The organism is Streptomyces sp. GQ60, from assembly GCF_059758875.1.
In genome coordinates, this window is sequence record NZ_JCAXEG010000023.1 from 1 (window position 1) to 16,722 (window position 16,722).

The following is a 16,722-nucleotide window of genomic DNA, read 5'->3' on the forward strand; positions in this document are numbered from 1 at the left end:
CAGCCGGTGCCGGTGCCCGCCACTCCCGGCGACATGACCGGCGACAACAAGCCGGACCTCGTCGCGGTCGATGACGCCGGCAAGCTTCTCCTGTACCCCGGCATGGGCACCGGCGCCCTCGGAGCACCCAAGGTCATCGGTACCGGCGGCTGGTCGGGATCCTCCGTGACGCACCGCGGCGACTGGACCGGTGACGCCAAGGAGGACATCGTCGCCCGCGTCGGCGGCGAGCTGCGCGTCTACCCCAACCGCGGCGACGGCACGCTCAACGCGCCGATCAGAATCGGCTCGGGCCTGCCCACCACCGCCCAGGTCGTCGGCGCCGGCGATGTCACGAAGGACGGCCACCCCGACCTCGTCGTCCAGCACTCCGACAAGCTGTACCTGTACGCGGGCACCGCGGCCCCCGCGCCGTCCGTCGCCGCCCCCGTCCTCATCGGCACCTCCGGTTGGGACGTCATGGACCTCACCGCCCCCGGCGACGCGGACAAGGACGGCCGCGTCGACCTGATCGCCCGCGACAGCCGGGACGGCATTCTGTACCACTACCTCGGCCAGCCCGACGGAAAGACCTTCAGCGACCGCACCGAGTACGGCCGCGGGTACACCACCGCCTACCGGCCCCTGATCGCCGGCGCCGCCGACGCCAACGGTGACGGCACCGCCGACACGTGGGCCACCGCGGCCGACGGCACCCTGAAGTTCTACAAGGGCGGAACCTCGATCCACGGCCCGATCGACGGCCCGAGCATCCAGGTCGGCACCGGCGGCTGGGGGACCATCAAGTCCATCAGCTGACCCGGCTCTCCCGTCACCCGATGCGTGGCTCCGCAACGGGGCCTCCGGCCTCCGGCCTGCGTTTCCCCCGCCCCCATCGCGCCCCGACCGCGCCCCGACCGCCCCAGTCTTCCCTTGGGCCGGTCGGGGCGTCCCCGCGTCTCCGCCCCCACATGCGTGTGCTCCGGGACGGACGCCGACGCGCGGCTTCGAGACCGCCAACAGGCCTGTCGCTGCCGGATGTTGGCCGGAACCCGTAGAACCTGGAGACCGATCGGGGCGTCTTCCGCCACGGCGTGTGAAGCTGTGGCTCTTACGGGGACGAGGGGGAACGCGTTGTGGCTGCTCCGCTCCAGGACGGCGATCCACGACAGCTGGGCACCTACTACCTCGACGGTCGACTCGGCGCGGGTGGTCAGGGAGTGGTGTTCGAGGGCTACGGCGTCGACGGCCGCCGCGTGGCCGTCAAGGTCCTGCGGGACGTGTCCGACGGCGACCGCGACGCGCTCGGCAAGGAGCTTCGGGCATGGCGCCGCGTGGCGCCCTTCTGCACGACCAAGGTGCTCCACGACGACCTCGAAGGCCCGGTTCCGTTCGTCGTCAGCGAGTACGTTCCCGGCCCCGATCTGCGGCGCGCGGTCGACGAGGGCGGCCCGTACGGGCCCGAGGAGCTACTGCGGCTGGCGATCGGCGTGGCCACCGCCCTGGTAGCCGTCCACCGGGCCGGTGTCGTCCACCGGGACCTGAAGCCCGAGAACATCCTTCTCGGGCCCGACGGCCCACGCGTGATCGACTTCGGCATCGCCCGGATCGTGGAGGGCACCGCCACCACCGGCATGCCCATGGGCACCCTGCGCTACATGCCCCCCGAGCGGTACAACGGCGAGCACGGTGACGGCGCGGTCGACGTGTGGGGCTGGGGCGCGGTCGTACTGTTCGCGGCCACCGGACGGCACGCCTTCGACGCGCCCCACGCGGCCGCGCTGACCTGGTGCGTGGCCACCCACGAGCCGGACACCTCCGTGCTGGCGGAGCCGCTGCGTTCGCTGGTGGCGACGGCGCTGGCCAAGGACCCGCGGCAGCGGCCGACTTCGGAGGAGCTGCTGCTCTCCCTGGTCGGCCGGGCGGATCTGGCGGAGGCGGTGGGGAGGGTCGGTCCGGGACGGGCGGGCGTCTCCACCGCACCCACCCGGGCCGAGCTCGCGGAGGAGGTGTTCGCCGGGCTGGACCTCCGGGCACAGGAGATGGTGGCTCCGGTGATGCTACGGCTGGTGGCCCCGGGGAGCCGTGCCGAGGACACCCTGCGCTCGGCGCGACGGAGCGAGTTCCGCCACAGCCAAGCGCCGTCCGAGGTGCTGGAACGGGTGCTGTCCGCGTACACCGAGGCCGGGGTGCTGGTGTGGGAGGGCGAGGAGGTCTCCTTGTCCGGTGCCGCGCTCATCCGCTCCTGGCCGCGACTGCGGGAGTGGGTGGAGGGCGAACGTACGGGCCTGGGCGTCCACCAGAGGCTGGCCGACGCCTCGCGGCTCTGGGACGACCACGGGCGCAAGAACGGGGACGTGCTCCAGGGCACGGCGTTGGAACGGGTGAGCGGCTGGGCCGCGACGGGCCGCCACAACCTCGCCCTGAACGGCGTCGAGCGCGCCTTCCTGGCAGCCGGCGCACGTCTGGCCCGCCGCCGGACCCGTGTGCGGGCGCTCTTCACCGGCGTCGTGAGCGTCCTTCTCGTCTTCGCGGTCGGTGCCGCCGCCGTCGCCTTCGAGCAGCGGCGCGCGGCCGTCCGCGAACGCGACACGGTGAAGTACCAGCAGGTCCTCGCCAACGCCGACCGCCTGTACGACGTCGATCTCTCCCCGGCGGCCCAACTCGCACTCGCCGCACACCGGATGCGCCCCGGCGAAGCGACCGCCACCCGGCTGGTCGCCGCCGCGAACAGCCCGCTGTCCACGCCGCTGCCCGGCATCGACAAACCGGTGACCAGCGTGGCCTACAGCCCCGACGGGCGGGTCCTGGCGGTGGGCCTGAGGGTGACCGATGGTTCCACCGTCCAACTGTGGAACGTCGCCGACCCCATGAGTCCGGCTCTCCTCTCGCAGTTTGCGGGCAGCGATACCAACGACGTCGCCTCGCTGTCCTTCAGCCCGGACGGGCGCACGCTGGCAACGGGCGGAAGCGACAAGATGGTGCGCCTCTGGAACGTTGCGGACCCAGCCCACCCCTCGGCCATCGGTCGGCCCCTGCAGGGTATGGGTTTCGTCTGGTCAGTGGCGTTCAGCCCGAACGGGGCCTTCCTGGCCGCGGCGGCCGATACGACCACCTCGGGGAGCGGGGTGTGGCTGTGGAACGTCACGGACCCGTCCACGCCCGTGTTGACGCGTCGTGTGGACGCCGATGCATCCCAGTCGGTCGCCTTCAGCCGGGACGGGCGCCGACTGGCCGCCGTCGTTCGGTCGGAGCCCACGAAGTTCGCGCTCCGGCTGTGGACCCTTCCGGACCCCGCGCAGCCCGCGGTCGAAGGCCCCACGGCTACGGTCGGCGTCGATGCGCTGGCGTCCCTGGCGTTCTCTCCGGACGGGCGCACCCTCGCGACCGGCGGGAACGACACCACGGTGAGGCTGTGGAACATCAGCGACCCGACCCGGGTCACCCCGGCCACGGACCTCGATATGCCCCTCTACGGTCACACCGCCGCGGTCAAGTCGCTCGCCTTCAGCCCGGACGGTGCCACGCTGGTCACGGGCGCCAACGACCATGCGGCGCGGTTGTGGGACGTTTCCGAGCCCAGGACGGCAAAGGGATGGGGACAGCCGCTGGCCGGCCACTCGGCCCCTGTTCGAGCGGTCGCGTTCAGCCCTGACGGGCGCACGGTGGCCACCGGTGGCGGCGATCACGCCGTGCGGTTGTGGACGCTGCCTCCCGCCGTGCCGGTCTCCACCGTGCCGGTCTCCACCGCGCCGGCCGATGCCCACGGTTCCGCCCTGTCCGCAGCGTTCAGCCCGGACTGGCGGCTGATGGCCACCGTCGGCATGGACGAGAGCCTGCGCCTGTGGGACGTCTCCGACCCGAAGCGGACCACCGCCTTGGGCAAGTCCCTGCCCGACGCCCAGTGGGCGGTGTTCAGCCCGAACGCACGGACACTTGCCGTCGGCGGCCGGACCCTCGACAACGGCGACTTCGGCTATACCGTGAGGCTGTGGGACGTCGCCGACCCGGCCGCGCCCCATCTCCTGGGTCCGCCCCTGACCGGGGTCGGCTCGGCGGTGTTCTCCCCGGACGGGCGCACCCTGGCCACCACGGCCGCGATCGCCTCGGACGGCCACGCGGTGCGGTTGTGGAGCCTCGCCGATCCCCGCCACCCCCAGCCCCTGGGCCGGCCGCTGGCCGGGCACGGCAAACAGGTCCTCGCGCTGGCCTTCAGCCCCGACGGACGCGTTCTGGCCAGTGCCTCCCGCGACAAGACCGTGCGGTTGTGGAACGTGGCCGACGCCGCCCGGGCCACGACCCTGGGCCCGGCTCTGACCGGTCACATAGCCGACGTCAGCTCTGTCCGTTTCGCTCCGGACGGCCTCACGTTGGCCACCGGCAGCGCCGACAACACGGTACGCCTGTGGAGCGTGGCCGACCCCGGCCGGCCCGCGCCGCTCGGCCAGCAGCTCACCGGCCACACACAGCCGGTCGCCGACATGGCCTTCAGGCACGACGGCCGGATCCTCGCCACCGCCGCGTACGACGGCACCGTACGGCTGTGGGACATGGCCTCCCCGGCCACGCGGCAGCCTTCCACCCAGTCGTTGACCGGGTACGCCGGCGGGTTCGCCCAGGTCGCCTTCAGTCCGGACGGGCAGACGCTGGCGACGCGGAACGCGAACCAAGCGATCCAGCGGTGGGACATGAACGTCAGCCACGCCATCGACCGGGTCTGCGCCGCCACGCGCACCACCCTGACGCCGGACACCTGGCGGCGGTACGTCGGCGACACCGTGCGCTATTCGGCGCCGTGCGCCTGAACCGCCACGACTGCCGCTGTGCCGGGCGATTGTCCTGAACTGGCCTCGGTCGGCGGGTTACTTGGGATCCACGGGACGCGCCCTAGTGACGGATCGCGGCCACCGCTGCTCGGGCCAGGTGTTCGGCCTCGGCCACCGCGCCGGCCGATTGCGTCCGGGTCTCGCTGTACGAGACACGGACGATGACATTGGCCTCGCGTACCAGCACGGTCGCCTTGTCTCGATACGCCTCGGCGCCGAGACCCGGCACCGGATCCCAGCTCCGGCCGTGGTCGCGGGCCATGAGGCTCTGGAGCCGGTCGCGGGCCGCGGCTTCGCCGCTTCGGGGGGACTCGAGGTGTCCCCACTGCCATCGCTCATAGCCGAGCCTGAGGGCCGCCGCGTCGTTCTTGGCCTCGCACACCTCCTGCTTGACCAGCACCCGCTCCCGCGGGTCCCGCACGGGGATGACACCGGGCAGCAGCCTGCGGGCCGGTTCGGCGAGGACCCCACATGGGTCGGGGATCCCGGCGACCTCGGTCCTGCCGGGCCACCAGGGCGCGTTCCACGGCCGGCCGGCGAGAAGGGTGCCGAGGAGCAGGAGCATGAGCATTCCGATACCCGTGCGGAACACGATGCGGCGTGCCCTGCGCTGTCCGCGCGAGAGCTGGCCGGACGGTTCCGGCAGTGTGGTCGGCGTCATGATCGTCCCCCATCGGCATCTGCGGCCGCGAACCTACCAGCAGACGGTCGGGGGAAGCCCGCGGTATCGGTACCCGAGGCGTAGGACGAGGGTGGAGCGAAGCCCGTCAGGCTCCTCTACGACGGACAGCCTCCAGTGTGGATGGTCCTCGGCACCGAGCTCGCGGCGTGCAGCGGCCTCGACCGCGAGGCACCTCCCAGGACGGGAGGTCAGCAGCTCCAGCTGTAGAGGCTGCCACCCGTATTCACCCAGGTCCCCGCAGGCGCGTCGCAGCCCGGCCTCGCCCTCCGCCACGGCGGTGGTGGCCCTCGCGCTCAACCTTCTAGATGGTCGGCTGAGTGGGAGGTGTACTGGGCCGCGTACTCCTGGCTGGGCGGGACGACGGTGATGACGTCGATCAGTACGCCGTCGGGAGCGGCGACGATGAAGTGGCGCTGGCCGAACTCCTCGGTGCGCAGGGGCAGTACTTCGGGCAGGCCGGCCTCCGAGACGAGTCGCTGGTGCTCGCTGTCCACGTCGTCCACTTCGAAGTTCAGCAGCAAGCCGCCCTGGAGCGCGATCCGGTGGCTCTCGGGGACGGTCGGGTGGGTGTGGTCCAGGAGGGCCAGCTCGTACTGCGGGGCGTCGGGTCGGCGCAGGCTGACGTACCAGTCCGCCTCGAAGGTGACCTCGAACCCGAGGTGGCGGACGTAGAAGTCGCGGGAGGCTGCCACGTCTCGCGTGGCGAGCACCGGGTAGAAACCGCCGAGCGTGGGAGCGGGCATCGTCGTGAGGTCGTTGGTCATGGCAGGAGTTCCCTCGTTCCATTTCGCATACCCTGGGTATGTGAACCGTGAGGGCTAGCATACCTTCGGTACGCGAAATGGAAAGGGTGGTGAGCGCGGTGGCGGTCAACCGGGCGGAGCAGCGGGCGGCCACGCGGCGGGCCCTGCTGGCCGAAGGACGGCGCAGGTTCGCCGCGGATGGTTACCACCATGTGGTGCTGGCCGAGGTGGCGCGGGCCGCCGGCGTCACCAAGGGGGCCGCCTACCACCACTTCGACAGCAAAGCGGGGCTCTTCCGCGCCGTCGTCGCCGAGCTCCAGCAGGAACTGGGGGAGCGGGTCGCGACCGCGGCAGAGCTGCACGAAGACCTCTGGGAGCAGCTGCGAGCCGGCTGCCGCGCCTTCCTGGCCGCGGGGACCGACCCGGCGGTCCGACAGATCGTGCTGGTCGACGCGCCGACCGTGCTGGGTTGGGACGCGTGGCGGACCATGGACGAGGAGTCCTCCGCACGCCACCTCGTCGAGGCCCTGACCGCGCTCGTGGCAGCCGGGATCATCGCCGGTCAGCCGGTGGAGCCCCTGGCCCGGCTGCTGTCCGGGGCGATGAACGAGGCAGCGCTCTGGATCGCGCGGGGCGGGGATCCCCAAGCCGCCGAGCAGGCACTCGACCGGCTCCTGTCAGGGCTGCGCACTCCGGACTGACGCCCGGACTGACACCCGTGCGGACACTCGCCACGGCTCCTGTACGAGAGCGCTCGGGTCCGCGGTCCGTATCGACGTGACCGCGGGGAGGAAAAGGTCCTCTGTGAACAGCGGTTCGGGGTCGGGAACCGTTCCGCGTGATCGTGCGTGAGTTCTTCATGGGCAGTCGTTGGTGGAGGAGACCTGATGAAGACGCGGGCGATGGTGGGCGTGGCAGCGGTATCGGCATGCATGGCGCTGATGACGTGCGGTTGCGCTCCGGACGGAGCGGCGAAGAACGCCGACGCGAAGCCTTCGCAGCCGTCCGCGTCCACACCTGCGAACGTACCGTCGGGCACGCCGTCCGCATCCGCCGGATCCGCCGCAACCGAGCAGCCTTCGGCCACGGTCACCGCTGACCTGCCCGCGCCCAGGACGAAGGAGCGCGCGATCCAGCGGTACGAGCAGTACCTCCACGGCCTCGGCCGGGAGGACATCGGCACGGTCTGCGAGGTAGCCGGGCCAGGCGCGAAGAAGGCAGAGGATCAAGGGTTCGGCCCGTGCACGAAGACGTACGCGATCGTGTTCCAGATGATTTCTCCCGAGCAGAAGAAGGCCCTGCGAACCGCGACGGTCGATCCGCAGCGCGTTCAAGTCCGCACCCTCGACACGATCGAGATGCCGCTCGAAGCGGTCAGGTCCTCCGCCACCTTCTCCGAGGAAGACCTCGGCAGCTACGTCCTGGAATACCTCAAGGACGACTACTACATCACCGACGGGAAGTGACGCTCCGGCCGCGAAGACCCCGCCGGCTAAGGGGGCCGCGGCCGGAATGACGACAGCCTGCACCACGCGCGTGCGTACGCTCACCCGGCCAGGGCGACGAGTCGCCGGTATTCGAGCTGGTCGGCCCGCCGGGCGGTGAGGTGGACGTGAACGTCGGCGAAGTACTCCTTCAACGCGGCGTACCCGGCCGTGTACGTCTCCTCCTGCTCGCCGGCGTCGGGCGGCATCCAGAAGATCAGCAGTTGCGTGTTCCTTCGCATGCCCTCGGGGCTGGCGAAGGACAGCTCATGGACGACCAGCCGCGGCTGATCCGCGGGCAGGGCCCGCACCAAGTCCTCGTGGGTCAAGTTTCCCTCCAACTCGGCGACCAGGACGTCCGGGACCTCCGCGTAGCGGAGGATCACGGTGTTGATCTCCCGCCTCTCCCGCAGATGGTTCAGCGCTGCAAGGGAGTTCTCCGAAAGGGCGGTCGGGCTGCTCACAGGCGCCTCACCTCGGTGTTGTTCACGGCCTGGGAATCAGGAAGGGCTCGACGAGCGGGCGGAGGAAGACCAAGGCACTGGCCGGCCGGGGTGGACCGGGCGGCAGGCCGGTGGTCAGGTGTGGAGGCGGCTGTTGGTGCCGTCGTGGCTGTCTGCGTGTTCATCGTCGAACCAGTAGTCACCGGCCGCGAGGTAGCGGAAGGAGTGTGCGCCGTGGGCCGGCAGAGCGACGGTCGCGGCGCGGGTGCCGTCCCCGCGGGGCTCGAGGGGGTGGGCTGTGGGGTTCCAGTGGTTGAAGTCTCCGACGACGCTGACCGGCCCGTCCGGAGTGTCCTCGGGCAGGATGAAAGTGACCTGGGTGCGGCTCTTGAGCTGCTTGCGTTCGAGCACGGAAAGGACTCCAGCCACAAAGAGGGGGAACCAGCCCGGCCATCCTCGCGCCGGTGTGCGTGCAGCGAGGCGGTACAGCGCCGTGGGCGGGGAGGAGACCACCCGGGTGGCCGCGAGCCGCACGACGGGGGCCACGGCGGGGCCGCGCGAGCGGCGGCGAAGGCCCCGCACGCGGCTGCTGCGCCGGTCCCTACGCGAGCCCGCCGCGCCCCACTGTGCCGCCGGAGCGGTGTGGGCCCGGGCAGGCACGCCGCCGGGCCGCAGCGGTACCGCCGGGTTAGGTGCGGGGCAGGGGCAGCCGTCCGGTAGCGAGATCGCGCCCGAGGCGACTCGCGCCCGCCAGGGCGGCCAGGGCCGGCAGCGCGTACAGCAGTCCTCGCGTCCCCTGCCGGCCACGACCGCGTCGGTCCGTTCCGGTCACCGCTACCGAAGATGTGCGGCGGCCTCGTCGAGCTCGGAATCGAGTGCCAGGGCGGCGGTGATGAGAGCGAGGTGGGTGAAGGCCTGGGGAAAGTTGCCGAGCTGTTCGCCGGTGGGGCCGATCTCCTCTGCGAACAGACCTACGTGGTTGGCGTAGGTGAGCATCTTGTCGAAGGCGTAGCGGGCCTGTTCGAGCCGTCCCGCTCTTGCGAGGGCGTGGACGTACAGGAAGCTGCAGAGGGAGAAGGTGCCTTCGGATCCCTTGAGGCCGTCGGGTGAGGCGGCGGGGTCGTAGCGGTAGACGAGGCTGTCGGAGACGAGCTCGATGTCCATGGCGTCGAGCGTGGAGAGCCAGCGCGGGTCCTTGGGGGCGATGAAGCCGACGAGGGGCATCAGGAGCAGCGAGGCGTCCAGGACGGTACTGCCGTATTGCTGCACGAAAGCCTGGCGCTCCTGGCTCCAGCCGCGGGTCATGATCTGGTCCATGACGGTGTCGCGCACCGCGGTCCAGCGGGGCAGATCCGCGGGGCGGGCGGTGGCGGTGGCCTGGCGGATCCCACGGTCGAGGGCCACCCAGCACATGAGGCGGCTGTACGTGAAGTCCTTCTGGCCGCCGCGGGTCTCCCAGATGCCTTCGTCGGGGCGGTCCCAGTTCTCGCACAGCCAGTCGAGCAACCCGGCGAAGCGCTGCCAGCCGTCATAGCCCACGACGTCGGTGACCTGGCCGGCCTGGGCGAGGGCGTACACGGCCTCCCCGTAGATGTCGAGCTGTAGTTGGTCGGCCGCTCCGTTGCCCGCCCGCACCGGGGCGGAGCCCCGCCAGCCTTCGAGGTGCTCCAAGACCTCTTCGGTGAGGTAGGGGTCGCCGTCGATCCGGTACATGATCTGCAGGGGTTCGCCGTTGGGGGCTCCGCCGTCCTGGAGGCGCTGTCCGAGCCAGGTGCGGAAGGCGTTCGCCTCCTCGGTGAAGCCGAGGTCGCGCATCGCGCGCACGGAAAGTGAGGCGTCGCGGACCCACGTGTAGCGGTAGTCCCAGTTGCGCTCGCCGCCCTCCTGCTCCGGCAGACCCATGGTGGGCGCGGCGATCGGCGCACCGGTGGGGGCGTATGTGAGGAGCTTGAGGGTGATGGCGGAGCGGTTGACCATCTGCTGCCAGCGGCCCTGGTAACGGCAGCGGCTGATCCATCCATGCCAGAAGCGGCGCACCGCCCTGAACTCTTCCACCATCTCGGCGATGCTCGCGGGCGGCGGGGCCTCGCTGACGGCATCGCACACCGTCAGCGTGACGGCCGCATGCTCACCGGCCTTGAGCTCGACGCTCGCACGTACGTCCCCCTCGTCGGCCTCCAGCAGCACGACCCCGGCGGCCTGCAGGTGCGCGGTGATCCCCGGCCCCTCGAAGCGCGCACTCCTCTCGTCCACATAGCGATCGTGCTTGGCGCGTCCGTAGTCGAAGCGCGGGCGGCAATCCAGCGCGAAGCGTACGGTTCCGCGGACCACGCGCAGGAACCGTACGACCTGGTGGCGGTCGCCGGCGGTGTGCGGGTCGCGGATCGGCATGAAGTCGACGACTTCACCGACACCGTCGGCGGTAAGGAAGCGGGTGACCAGGACGGCGGTGTCCGCCAGGTAGAGCTGACGTGTGGTGACGTCCGCAGCGTCGGCTGTGATCGCGAAGTACCCACCGCGGTCGTGATCGAGGAGTCCCGCGAAAACACTCGGAGAGTCGAAGCGCGGCGAGCAGAACCAGTCGAGAACGCCCTCGGAGGAGACCAGCGCACACGTCTGCAGATCCCCGATCAGGCCGTGTTCGGCGATGGGCGGGTAGCGGTGCATCGGACGCTCCTCATCTGGGCGAAAGCCGTCCCCAGTCCCGGAGCGGCAGGGCGTTCCCGCTCCCTCGCCCTCGTCCCCGCAGCCGCCGCCGTCCATAAGAGCTGAGCCCTTCGGGTGGCCGTGGCTGTTCGGGAAGGCGTCACCCCGATGGCCCGGCCGAGTGGGCCTCCGAACCGGCCCGTGGTGGACTCGACCGGAATAGCCACGAGCCTTGGAGGCATGGTGTCGGTCGTGTGGATGCGTGCTCTGGCAGGCGTACTGCTGTCGGTCGCGGTGATGGGTGCGACAGGGTGCTCGGATGGTGACGGCGATCCATCCGGTGCCGCGTCGAAGGCGGCCTCGGCGGTCGAGTCGGCCGGGGACGCGGTCGCCTCGGCGGCCGCCGAGGCCACTGAGGCCGCCGCGTCGGCTGCCGCAGTCGCGAAGGAGAAGCTGGGGGAGGTCAAGGACGGCGTCGACGCCAAGGAAGAGGTGATCTTGGGGGCACCGTCGATCGACAGCGGAGGCCATACGACGGTTCTCGTCACGGTCAGGAACACCGACGCTTCGACGAAGTCGTTCGCGGTCCAGGTGAACTTCGAGGACGAGAGCGGCAACCCGCTCGACACCGTCGTGGTGACCATCTCGGACGTCCCCGGCAACGGCACGGGCCAGGGCACTGCTCGCAGCACGCACAAGCTGTCCGGCTCGGTGACGGCCCAGACGGGAACCGCGCTGCGGTACTGAGAGCCTGCGGGTCGGCGAGAGTCCCGGGCTCGCCGTCAGGGTCATCGCGGTCTTCGGGTCATCGGAGGAGATTCCCCGCACCCTCCAGTCCGGGCCGGCCTCCTCTCCCTGCGGGACGCTGTCACCGTGGCGGCGGTATCGAAGGCGGCGTCGAGGCGCGGGACAGAACGTCTTGCCGACCGCGAGTCCCCGGGTCCCGGGTCCCGGGTCCCGTGGCGATGATCCCCTCGGCCCCGCAGTCGGCGCGTCCAGCGACGAGGCCGGGCGTGCCGCGGCGCCGGGCAGGGTGGAGCGGGCGAGACTGCGGCCTCTCCCGCGCAGTCGGCAGGAGCCGCCTACCTTCTACGCGGTGGGAGGCCCGCGGATGCCGGACTGCTCATGCGCCAACGGCAGGGCAGGTGTGCTCACGGAGTGACGATGGAGAAGTTCGGGTCGAATGCGTCGAGCAGCCCCGCGTGGTGTCGAGGGCAGAGGCATCTCCGGCGAGGGTGATCCGGCCGGCCTGGGCGAGCTCGGTCGCGGTGGCCGGCTGCAGGCCATCCTGGCCTCGCGTGCCTCCCTTGGCCGGTGCGGGGCACGCTGAGGGGCGCGGGCCGTCCCGCACACAGAGAGCGGGACACAGCCGGTGCTCCCCCTGCCCGGACGAAGGACTGCCCGTTGAGACGGTGGTACTCCTCGGCCGGCGGCTACTCCGGAGCCGGCGACCGTGCGGCGATCTCGTGGGCGGGCTTGAGCCGCCGGGGGAGGGGCGCAGCGTTGTGCGGGGAGTTCGCGTCTTCCGGGCGTGATCGGGTTGTCCTGGAGAGCTCGATCAGGACCTCCCTGCCTGTACTCAACGCGGCGATCGAGAGCGCGGTGCCCGGTGGCGGTGCTCGGCTCGTTCTGGATGCGCCGGGTGTCTCCTTCGCCGCAGCCGACCGCTCATCCGCGGGTTTCCCTAACCAGTCGGCGACCCCGGGTGACTGCACGGGATGGCCAGCCCCTTGTCGGCTTGGGCGGGAACGGCGCTGCCGTCTCCGTACGCTACGCGCGGGGGCGGCGGCTGCCGCCGGGATCCGAGGCCCGGGGACGGTGGTCTGAGCGCCGTCGCCGAGGGCTGCCGGGAGCCCGCTCCGTTGCCGCGGCCGCGGGGAGGTGGTCGGGGGCGTCGGGGGGTTTCCGGTGCCGCGCGGATCCCGTGCGGCAGTCGTGGTGCCCGTGGCCGGTGCCGCGTGGGCTACGTTCTTCCGTGCGGCTCCGGCCGACGGAGCCTCGCTTCAGTCCGGGATGCGTACTCCGCTGCCGATGCGTATGACCGGCTTTCGGGCCGACAAACCTCGCTTGCGCCAACGGTTCTGAGTTTCCCTCAGGACTCTGCCCGGGAGCGGTTGGCGACCGGCGACACATGCGTGCGTGGCGCGGCTCGTGGTTGAGGCGGCTTGTGTCTTATCGCCTTCGCCGGCAGCCGGCAGCCGGCAGCCGGCAGGCGCGGGTCGTCGGTGGGTGGCTTTCGTGGTGGTGGTTGCCGTGGTAAAGCCGGTATTGATGCTGGGCGTGAGTGACCGGCGTGCGTCGACCCGATCGCCTACCTCCGCACCCACGGCGCGACCGTGTAACCCGACGACCGGCACCTGCAATGCAACATCCGTGGCTTGCCGCCACTGCTGCCGGGTGCCGACCGGCGGGAACCGTACGCCCCCGGCCGGGTCAGCGGCGCCCGCGCAGGCGGTTCAGCAGCCGTCCGGCCTGTGCGCGCTTGCGGGGGTCGGCAGCGGCCTGCCGGGCCGATGCGGTCACCCGCCGGCCTTGCGGGCTGCGCGCGAACTGCTTGATACGGGTCAACAACGTGGACATGACGCCTCCTTGGGATGGTCCCACCCCGTGTACCCCGTGCCGCGGCCGCCATGCACCGCAGACCACGCTGCCCAGATATGGCAGCGAGCGCCCCCCTGCGAAGTTGCGCATCCAGCTGGTCGCCGACGCGGCCGCCGCCCTGCTGGTGCTCCTGGCGGCAGCGGCCGTGTCGATCTTCAAGCCGCGCGGGGCGACCCGCTATGGGCGCCGCCGCCAGCGCGAATAGATCCCGCGACCGCGCTGATCCCGCCGCCGGGGTGGCCTGCAGGCGGTGCACGGGATGGGCACCGACAAGGCCGCATCACTTCGGCGGTGGCGGATCATCCAGTCACTGGCTGGTCAGACATTCCGGCCGCGCCGCACGGGCTGCGATTCCGTGGTTTCCGCGGCGGCCGCTTCATTGCTCCGGCGGGTGGCGATTTCGCGGCTGGACGGGTGATGACCGCGCCGCCGGGTTCGTTATCCGGGGCGTGCGCGGATTCGTTGGCAAGGTTTCCGGTGGTGTGGTGTTCGCCGTGGCAGGTTGGGTGGCCGGAGCGAAGAGAGCCGGCCGTATCGGTTCCCGACGGCTTTGCCGCTGGGTGCAGGTGTGGTGGTGGCCGGTGCGATCACTGTTCTTCCGATGGCCATATGAGAACGGACTGGAGACTTAATGAAATTCCGCAAGCAAGCGGTAGCCGGAGGCCTGGGCGCGGGGCGATTCGTGGGCGGAGCGGGCCCCTTTTCGGGCTGAGGGCTTTGGTGACGGGCTTCGTCCTGGCCCCGGCGTTGGCCTTGCTCGGTGCGACCCCAGCGAGCGCTCTACCGTCGATGGGTACGCCGACGATCCTCATCGCCCCGTTCCTCACGCGTGGTGGTGCGGCTCAGGAGCTGAGGGTCCAGGTGCCGGCTACGGAAGGCGCGCAGTTCGTCGTCTCCGTCTCCGGAACCTCGCTCGCCCTGCAGCCGGGCAGTACGTGTCTGAGCAGTCTGGCGGGTAGCTCATGCACCGTCGCGGATGACGGTTTCGTCGAGGTCACCACCGACGGAGACCCCAACGCGGACGAGCCGACCATGCTCACCCTGTCCCTGTCCCTGGATCTGGCCGCCGGCACGGACATCGACCTGTTCTCGGTCGAAGGCGATCCCGCCATGGACGTGGACGTGCCGATCACGGTGACGGTGACTGCCGAGCCCGGGACCTCGGGTGGCCAGCAGTCGGATTCCGACACCGTGCGGGTGTCCGCCAACCCGGCGACCGACGCCATCATCGCTCTGACGACCACCGCCCCGCCCGGTGACACCAACGTCCCCCAAGGCGGAACGGTCACTTACAGCGCGACCCTGACGCGCACCGGGAACACCTCCCAGACCACCGCGGTCTCGGTGCAGCTCGTAGCGGACGCGGCCCAGGGCACGACAGCGGGAGCGCCCGTCACCGTCACCTTCCAGCCCGGCGAGACGAGCCGGAACGTCAGCATCAACGTAGCGGTCCCGGGCTCGGCCACCACCGGCACAGCGACGTACCACTTCGTGGCGACGTACGACCCGACCGGGACCGACGGCACTCCCACGGACACCGAGACCGGCTTCCAGCGGTCGTTCACCGTCACCGCAGGCAACGGCGGCAACGGCGGCAACGGCGGTAATGGCGGTAATGGGGGGAACGGAGGCGGGTCGATCCTGCCGATCAACCTCAACGGTCTCCTCACCGCGTTCAACAACATCAGCATCAACAACAACGTCCTGAGCCCCAACGGCAGCAACGTCAGCGGCCAGAGTTCGCACTGAACGCCCTGACCTGACCTAGGACTGATCCAGCCGCCGTACGGCCTCACGACACGGCCTTCACTACTCCGAACGGGACGTGCTCGGCTGACACGCAAGGGCCGCCACTCATCACGGGTGGGGTCCCTTGCCACGATCTCCCCCCGTGGCACAACCAGGGCGGTCAACCGGGCCTTGTCCCAACATCAGTTACCGCCGTCCGGTGGGCGGCAGCGGCACGGAAGTTGCCCATGCGCGGCACCCCGCGGCACCCCGCGGCCTCGCACGGGCGAAGCCCCGCCGGCTGGGGACAGACAAGCAGGGCTTCTGAACCGCACCAGCTGGACCAGGGCGCGTACTTCACCCAGCGGGACCCGAACGGGCCACCCGCCGAGCCGTCGCCCAGCCAATCAGCTCGGCTACACCGTCACCCTCAACCCCAGGAAGACCGCAGCCTGACCAGCAGATCTTGGCACCCGGCGGCCTTCACGGCCACGGGCATCCAGCCATGCCCACACCACCCTGACCTGTTGCTATGTGCGTGTCAGGAGGCTGTCGGGATATCACTGTGCGGGGCTTCCGGCCGTCTTCGTCGTGTCTGCGCCCGGATGTGACGGGCCCGCGGCCGATCAGTAAGCCGCGGTTCCGGCGTTCGCGCAGAGCACATGGAGATGCCACTCGATGGAAACGCTGGCTCCGTTGTGGATGGCGCCGACCAGCAGTTGCCCACGGTCGGCCCGGAAGCCAGAAATGGGACACTGCTGAAGAGAAGGCCTCCGGGCGTGACACCCCCGCCCGTGGGCACCGTCCCTTCGTCGCAGTTGAGAGTGGCCTGGCAGGTGCGGTTGGCGGCGCAGGACTGGGACTGGCTCTTCTCGTAGCCCGAGACTCCGGGCGCACCCTGAGGCCCCGCGGGACCCTGCTCGTTCCACCGCACCGTGAGTTCGTTGGATCTGCACCGCTGGCCGACCTCGAAATCGATCACCCGCAGCGCGCCGCCAAGCCGGGAGTAGCAGCCGGTGTAGACGCCGTCGGCGTCGGGGATGGCGGCGTGCGCGACGCCACCGAGCATGCCGGTGGCGACCACGCCCAGCACGGCGGCGGCCAGGGACGTTCTGGTTTTGGTGATACGGAGCAGGAGTGTCCGGTCCTTTCATACGCCTGGACGGTGAGGCTCACACGCGCGACGAAGACGCACTGCGGACCCGGCGCGAGGTCGGCTCGGATTCACTCGGCAGGCAGAGCCGGGGCTTGGCGTCACCGGCCTTGAGCTGCTGCTGCCCGCTGCGGCTCCGCCCCGGCGGGAGGCAGCGGTCCGACCTGCCGGCCCGGCGACGGAGGAGGCCCCAGCGCCGGGCGCGGGCGAGAGAGCGGAGCGGGCAACGGCGTGAGCGTGTGCAGGCGGCCCGGGCCTAGTCGGCCGACGCGTGGGCCGAGGCGGACCGCCTGCACGCCGCCGAGGCATCAGCTCAGGAGCTGGCGGACACCACGACGGCCGCGGTTGCCGCGATCGAAGACTAGATTCGGACTGCTCGTGAGCGGCCGGAGGAGGCAACCCACGGCGCGCTCGGAGGCGGTGTCGCGGTCGTTTGT

Annotated in this window: 13 protein-coding genes; 7 read left to right on the plus strand and 6 right to left on the minus strand. The window is 70.9% G+C overall.

The features are described 5' to 3' along the window. Positions 1 to 798: FG-GAP repeat domain-containing protein (locus AC6CKD_RS33740; protein ID WP_498332623.1), on the plus strand; the 798-nt coding region annotated here is incomplete at its 5' end. A 317-nt stretch (positions 799 to 1,115) separates the two neighbouring features. After that, on the plus strand, positions 1,116 to 4,784 hold the full coding sequence (locus AC6CKD_RS33745) for a WD40 repeat domain-containing serine/threonine protein kinase (RefSeq protein WP_498332624.1): 3,669 nt from the start codon (positions 1,116 to 1,118) through the stop codon (positions 4,782 to 4,784). Between the two features lie 82 nt (positions 4,785 to 4,866). Here AC6CKD_RS33745 and AC6CKD_RS33750 read toward each other — a convergent pair whose 3' ends face one another. Both AC6CKD_RS33750 and AC6CKD_RS33755 read right to left on the minus strand, forming a co-directional pair. Beyond that, on the minus strand, positions 4,867 to 5,466 hold the full coding sequence (locus AC6CKD_RS33750; protein ID WP_498332625.1) for a hypothetical protein: 600 nt from the start codon (positions 5,464 to 5,466) through the stop codon (positions 4,867 to 4,869). Between the two features lie 314 nt (positions 5,467 to 5,780). Then, complete coding sequence (locus tag AC6CKD_RS33755; RefSeq protein ID WP_498332626.1) at positions 5,781 to 6,251, minus strand: VOC family protein; 471 nt, start codon at positions 6,249 to 6,251, stop codon at positions 5,781 to 5,783. A 98-nt stretch (positions 6,252 to 6,349) separates the two neighbouring features. Between AC6CKD_RS33755 and AC6CKD_RS33760 the strand changes: the two genes are divergently transcribed. Continuing rightward, entirely contained in the window at positions 6,350 to 6,931 is a 582-nt protein-coding gene (locus AC6CKD_RS33760; protein ID WP_498332696.1) for a TetR/AcrR family transcriptional regulator, read from the plus strand. A 186-nt stretch (positions 6,932 to 7,117) separates the two neighbouring features. After that, positions 7,118 to 7,696 (plus strand): hypothetical protein, encoded by a 579-nt coding sequence (locus tag AC6CKD_RS33765; RefSeq protein ID WP_498332627.1) that lies wholly within the window; start codon positions 7,118 to 7,120, stop codon positions 7,694 to 7,696. A gap of 80 nt (positions 7,697 to 7,776) precedes the next feature. Here AC6CKD_RS33765 and AC6CKD_RS33770 read toward each other — a convergent pair whose 3' ends face one another. The 3 genes from AC6CKD_RS33770 to AC6CKD_RS33780 form a co-directional block, all read right to left on the minus strand. Beyond that, a complete protein-coding gene (locus AC6CKD_RS33770; protein WP_498332628.1) occupies positions 7,777 to 8,178 on the minus strand; it encodes a cofilin family protein in 402 nt (133 codons plus the stop codon). 114 nt (positions 8,179 to 8,292) lie between these two features. Next, positions 8,293 to 8,568 carry an isoamylase early set domain-containing protein gene (locus tag AC6CKD_RS33775; protein ID WP_498332629.1) on the minus strand — a complete coding sequence of 92 codons (276 nt, stop codon included), beginning with the start codon at positions 8,566 to 8,568 and terminating at the stop codon, positions 8,293 to 8,295. A 423-nt stretch (positions 8,569 to 8,991) separates the two neighbouring features. Further along, on the minus strand, positions 8,992 to 10,824 hold the full coding sequence (locus tag AC6CKD_RS33780; RefSeq protein WP_498332630.1) for a glycoside hydrolase family 15 protein: 1,833 nt from the start codon (positions 10,822 to 10,824) through the stop codon (positions 8,992 to 8,994). Between the two features lie 219 nt (positions 10,825 to 11,043). Between AC6CKD_RS33780 and AC6CKD_RS33785 the strand changes: the two genes are divergently transcribed. After that, complete coding sequence (locus AC6CKD_RS33785) at positions 11,044 to 11,550, plus strand: hypothetical protein (protein WP_498332631.1); 507 nt, start codon at positions 11,044 to 11,046, stop codon at positions 11,548 to 11,550. Positions 11,551 to 13,236: 1,686 nt separating this feature from the next. Here AC6CKD_RS33785 and AC6CKD_RS33790 read toward each other — a convergent pair. Next, positions 13,237 to 13,383, minus strand: coding sequence for a hypothetical protein (locus AC6CKD_RS33790; RefSeq protein ID WP_498332632.1), 147 nt, complete (start codon positions 13,381 to 13,383; stop codon positions 13,237 to 13,239). 103 nt (positions 13,384 to 13,486) lie between these two features. Between AC6CKD_RS33790 and AC6CKD_RS33795 the strand changes: the two genes are divergently transcribed. Together AC6CKD_RS33795 and AC6CKD_RS33800 are read left to right on the plus strand one after the other, a co-directional pair. Next, positions 13,487 to 13,609: a hypothetical protein gene (locus tag AC6CKD_RS33795; RefSeq protein WP_498332633.1), complete on the plus strand. Its 123-nt coding sequence runs from the start codon at positions 13,487 to 13,489 to the stop codon at positions 13,607 to 13,609. 584 nt (positions 13,610 to 14,193) lie between these two features. After that, positions 14,194 to 15,153: a COG1361 family protein gene (locus AC6CKD_RS33800; protein WP_498332634.1), complete on the plus strand. Its 960-nt coding sequence runs from the start codon at positions 14,194 to 14,196 to the stop codon at positions 15,151 to 15,153. The last annotated feature ends 1,569 nt before the right edge of the window (positions 15,154 to 16,722 follow it).

Coding starts and splice junctions, on each gene's coding strand:
- AC6CKD_RS33750 (WP_498332625.1), bottom strand. CDS start 5,466: ATGACGCCGACCACACTGCCGGAACCGTCCGGCCAGCTCTCGCGCGGA.
- AC6CKD_RS33790 (WP_498332632.1), bottom strand. CDS start 13,383: ATGTCCACGTTGTTGACCCGTATCAAGCAGTTCGCGCGCAGCCCGCAA.
- AC6CKD_RS33780 (WP_498332630.1), bottom strand. CDS start 10,824: ATGCACCGCTACCCGCCCATCGCCGAACACGGCCTGATCGGGGATCTG.
- AC6CKD_RS33765 (WP_498332627.1), top strand. CDS start 7,118: ATGAAGACGCGGGCGATGGTGGGCGTGGCAGCGGTATCGGCATGCATG.
- AC6CKD_RS33785 (WP_498332631.1), top strand. CDS start 11,044: ATGGTGTCGGTCGTGTGGATGCGTGCTCTGGCAGGCGTACTGCTGTCG.
- AC6CKD_RS33800 (WP_498332634.1), top strand. CDS start 14,194: ATGGGTACGCCGACGATCCTCATCGCCCCGTTCCTCACGCGTGGTGGT.
- AC6CKD_RS33755 (WP_498332626.1), bottom strand. CDS start 6,251: ATGACCAACGACCTCACGACGATGCCCGCTCCCACGCTCGGCGGTTTC.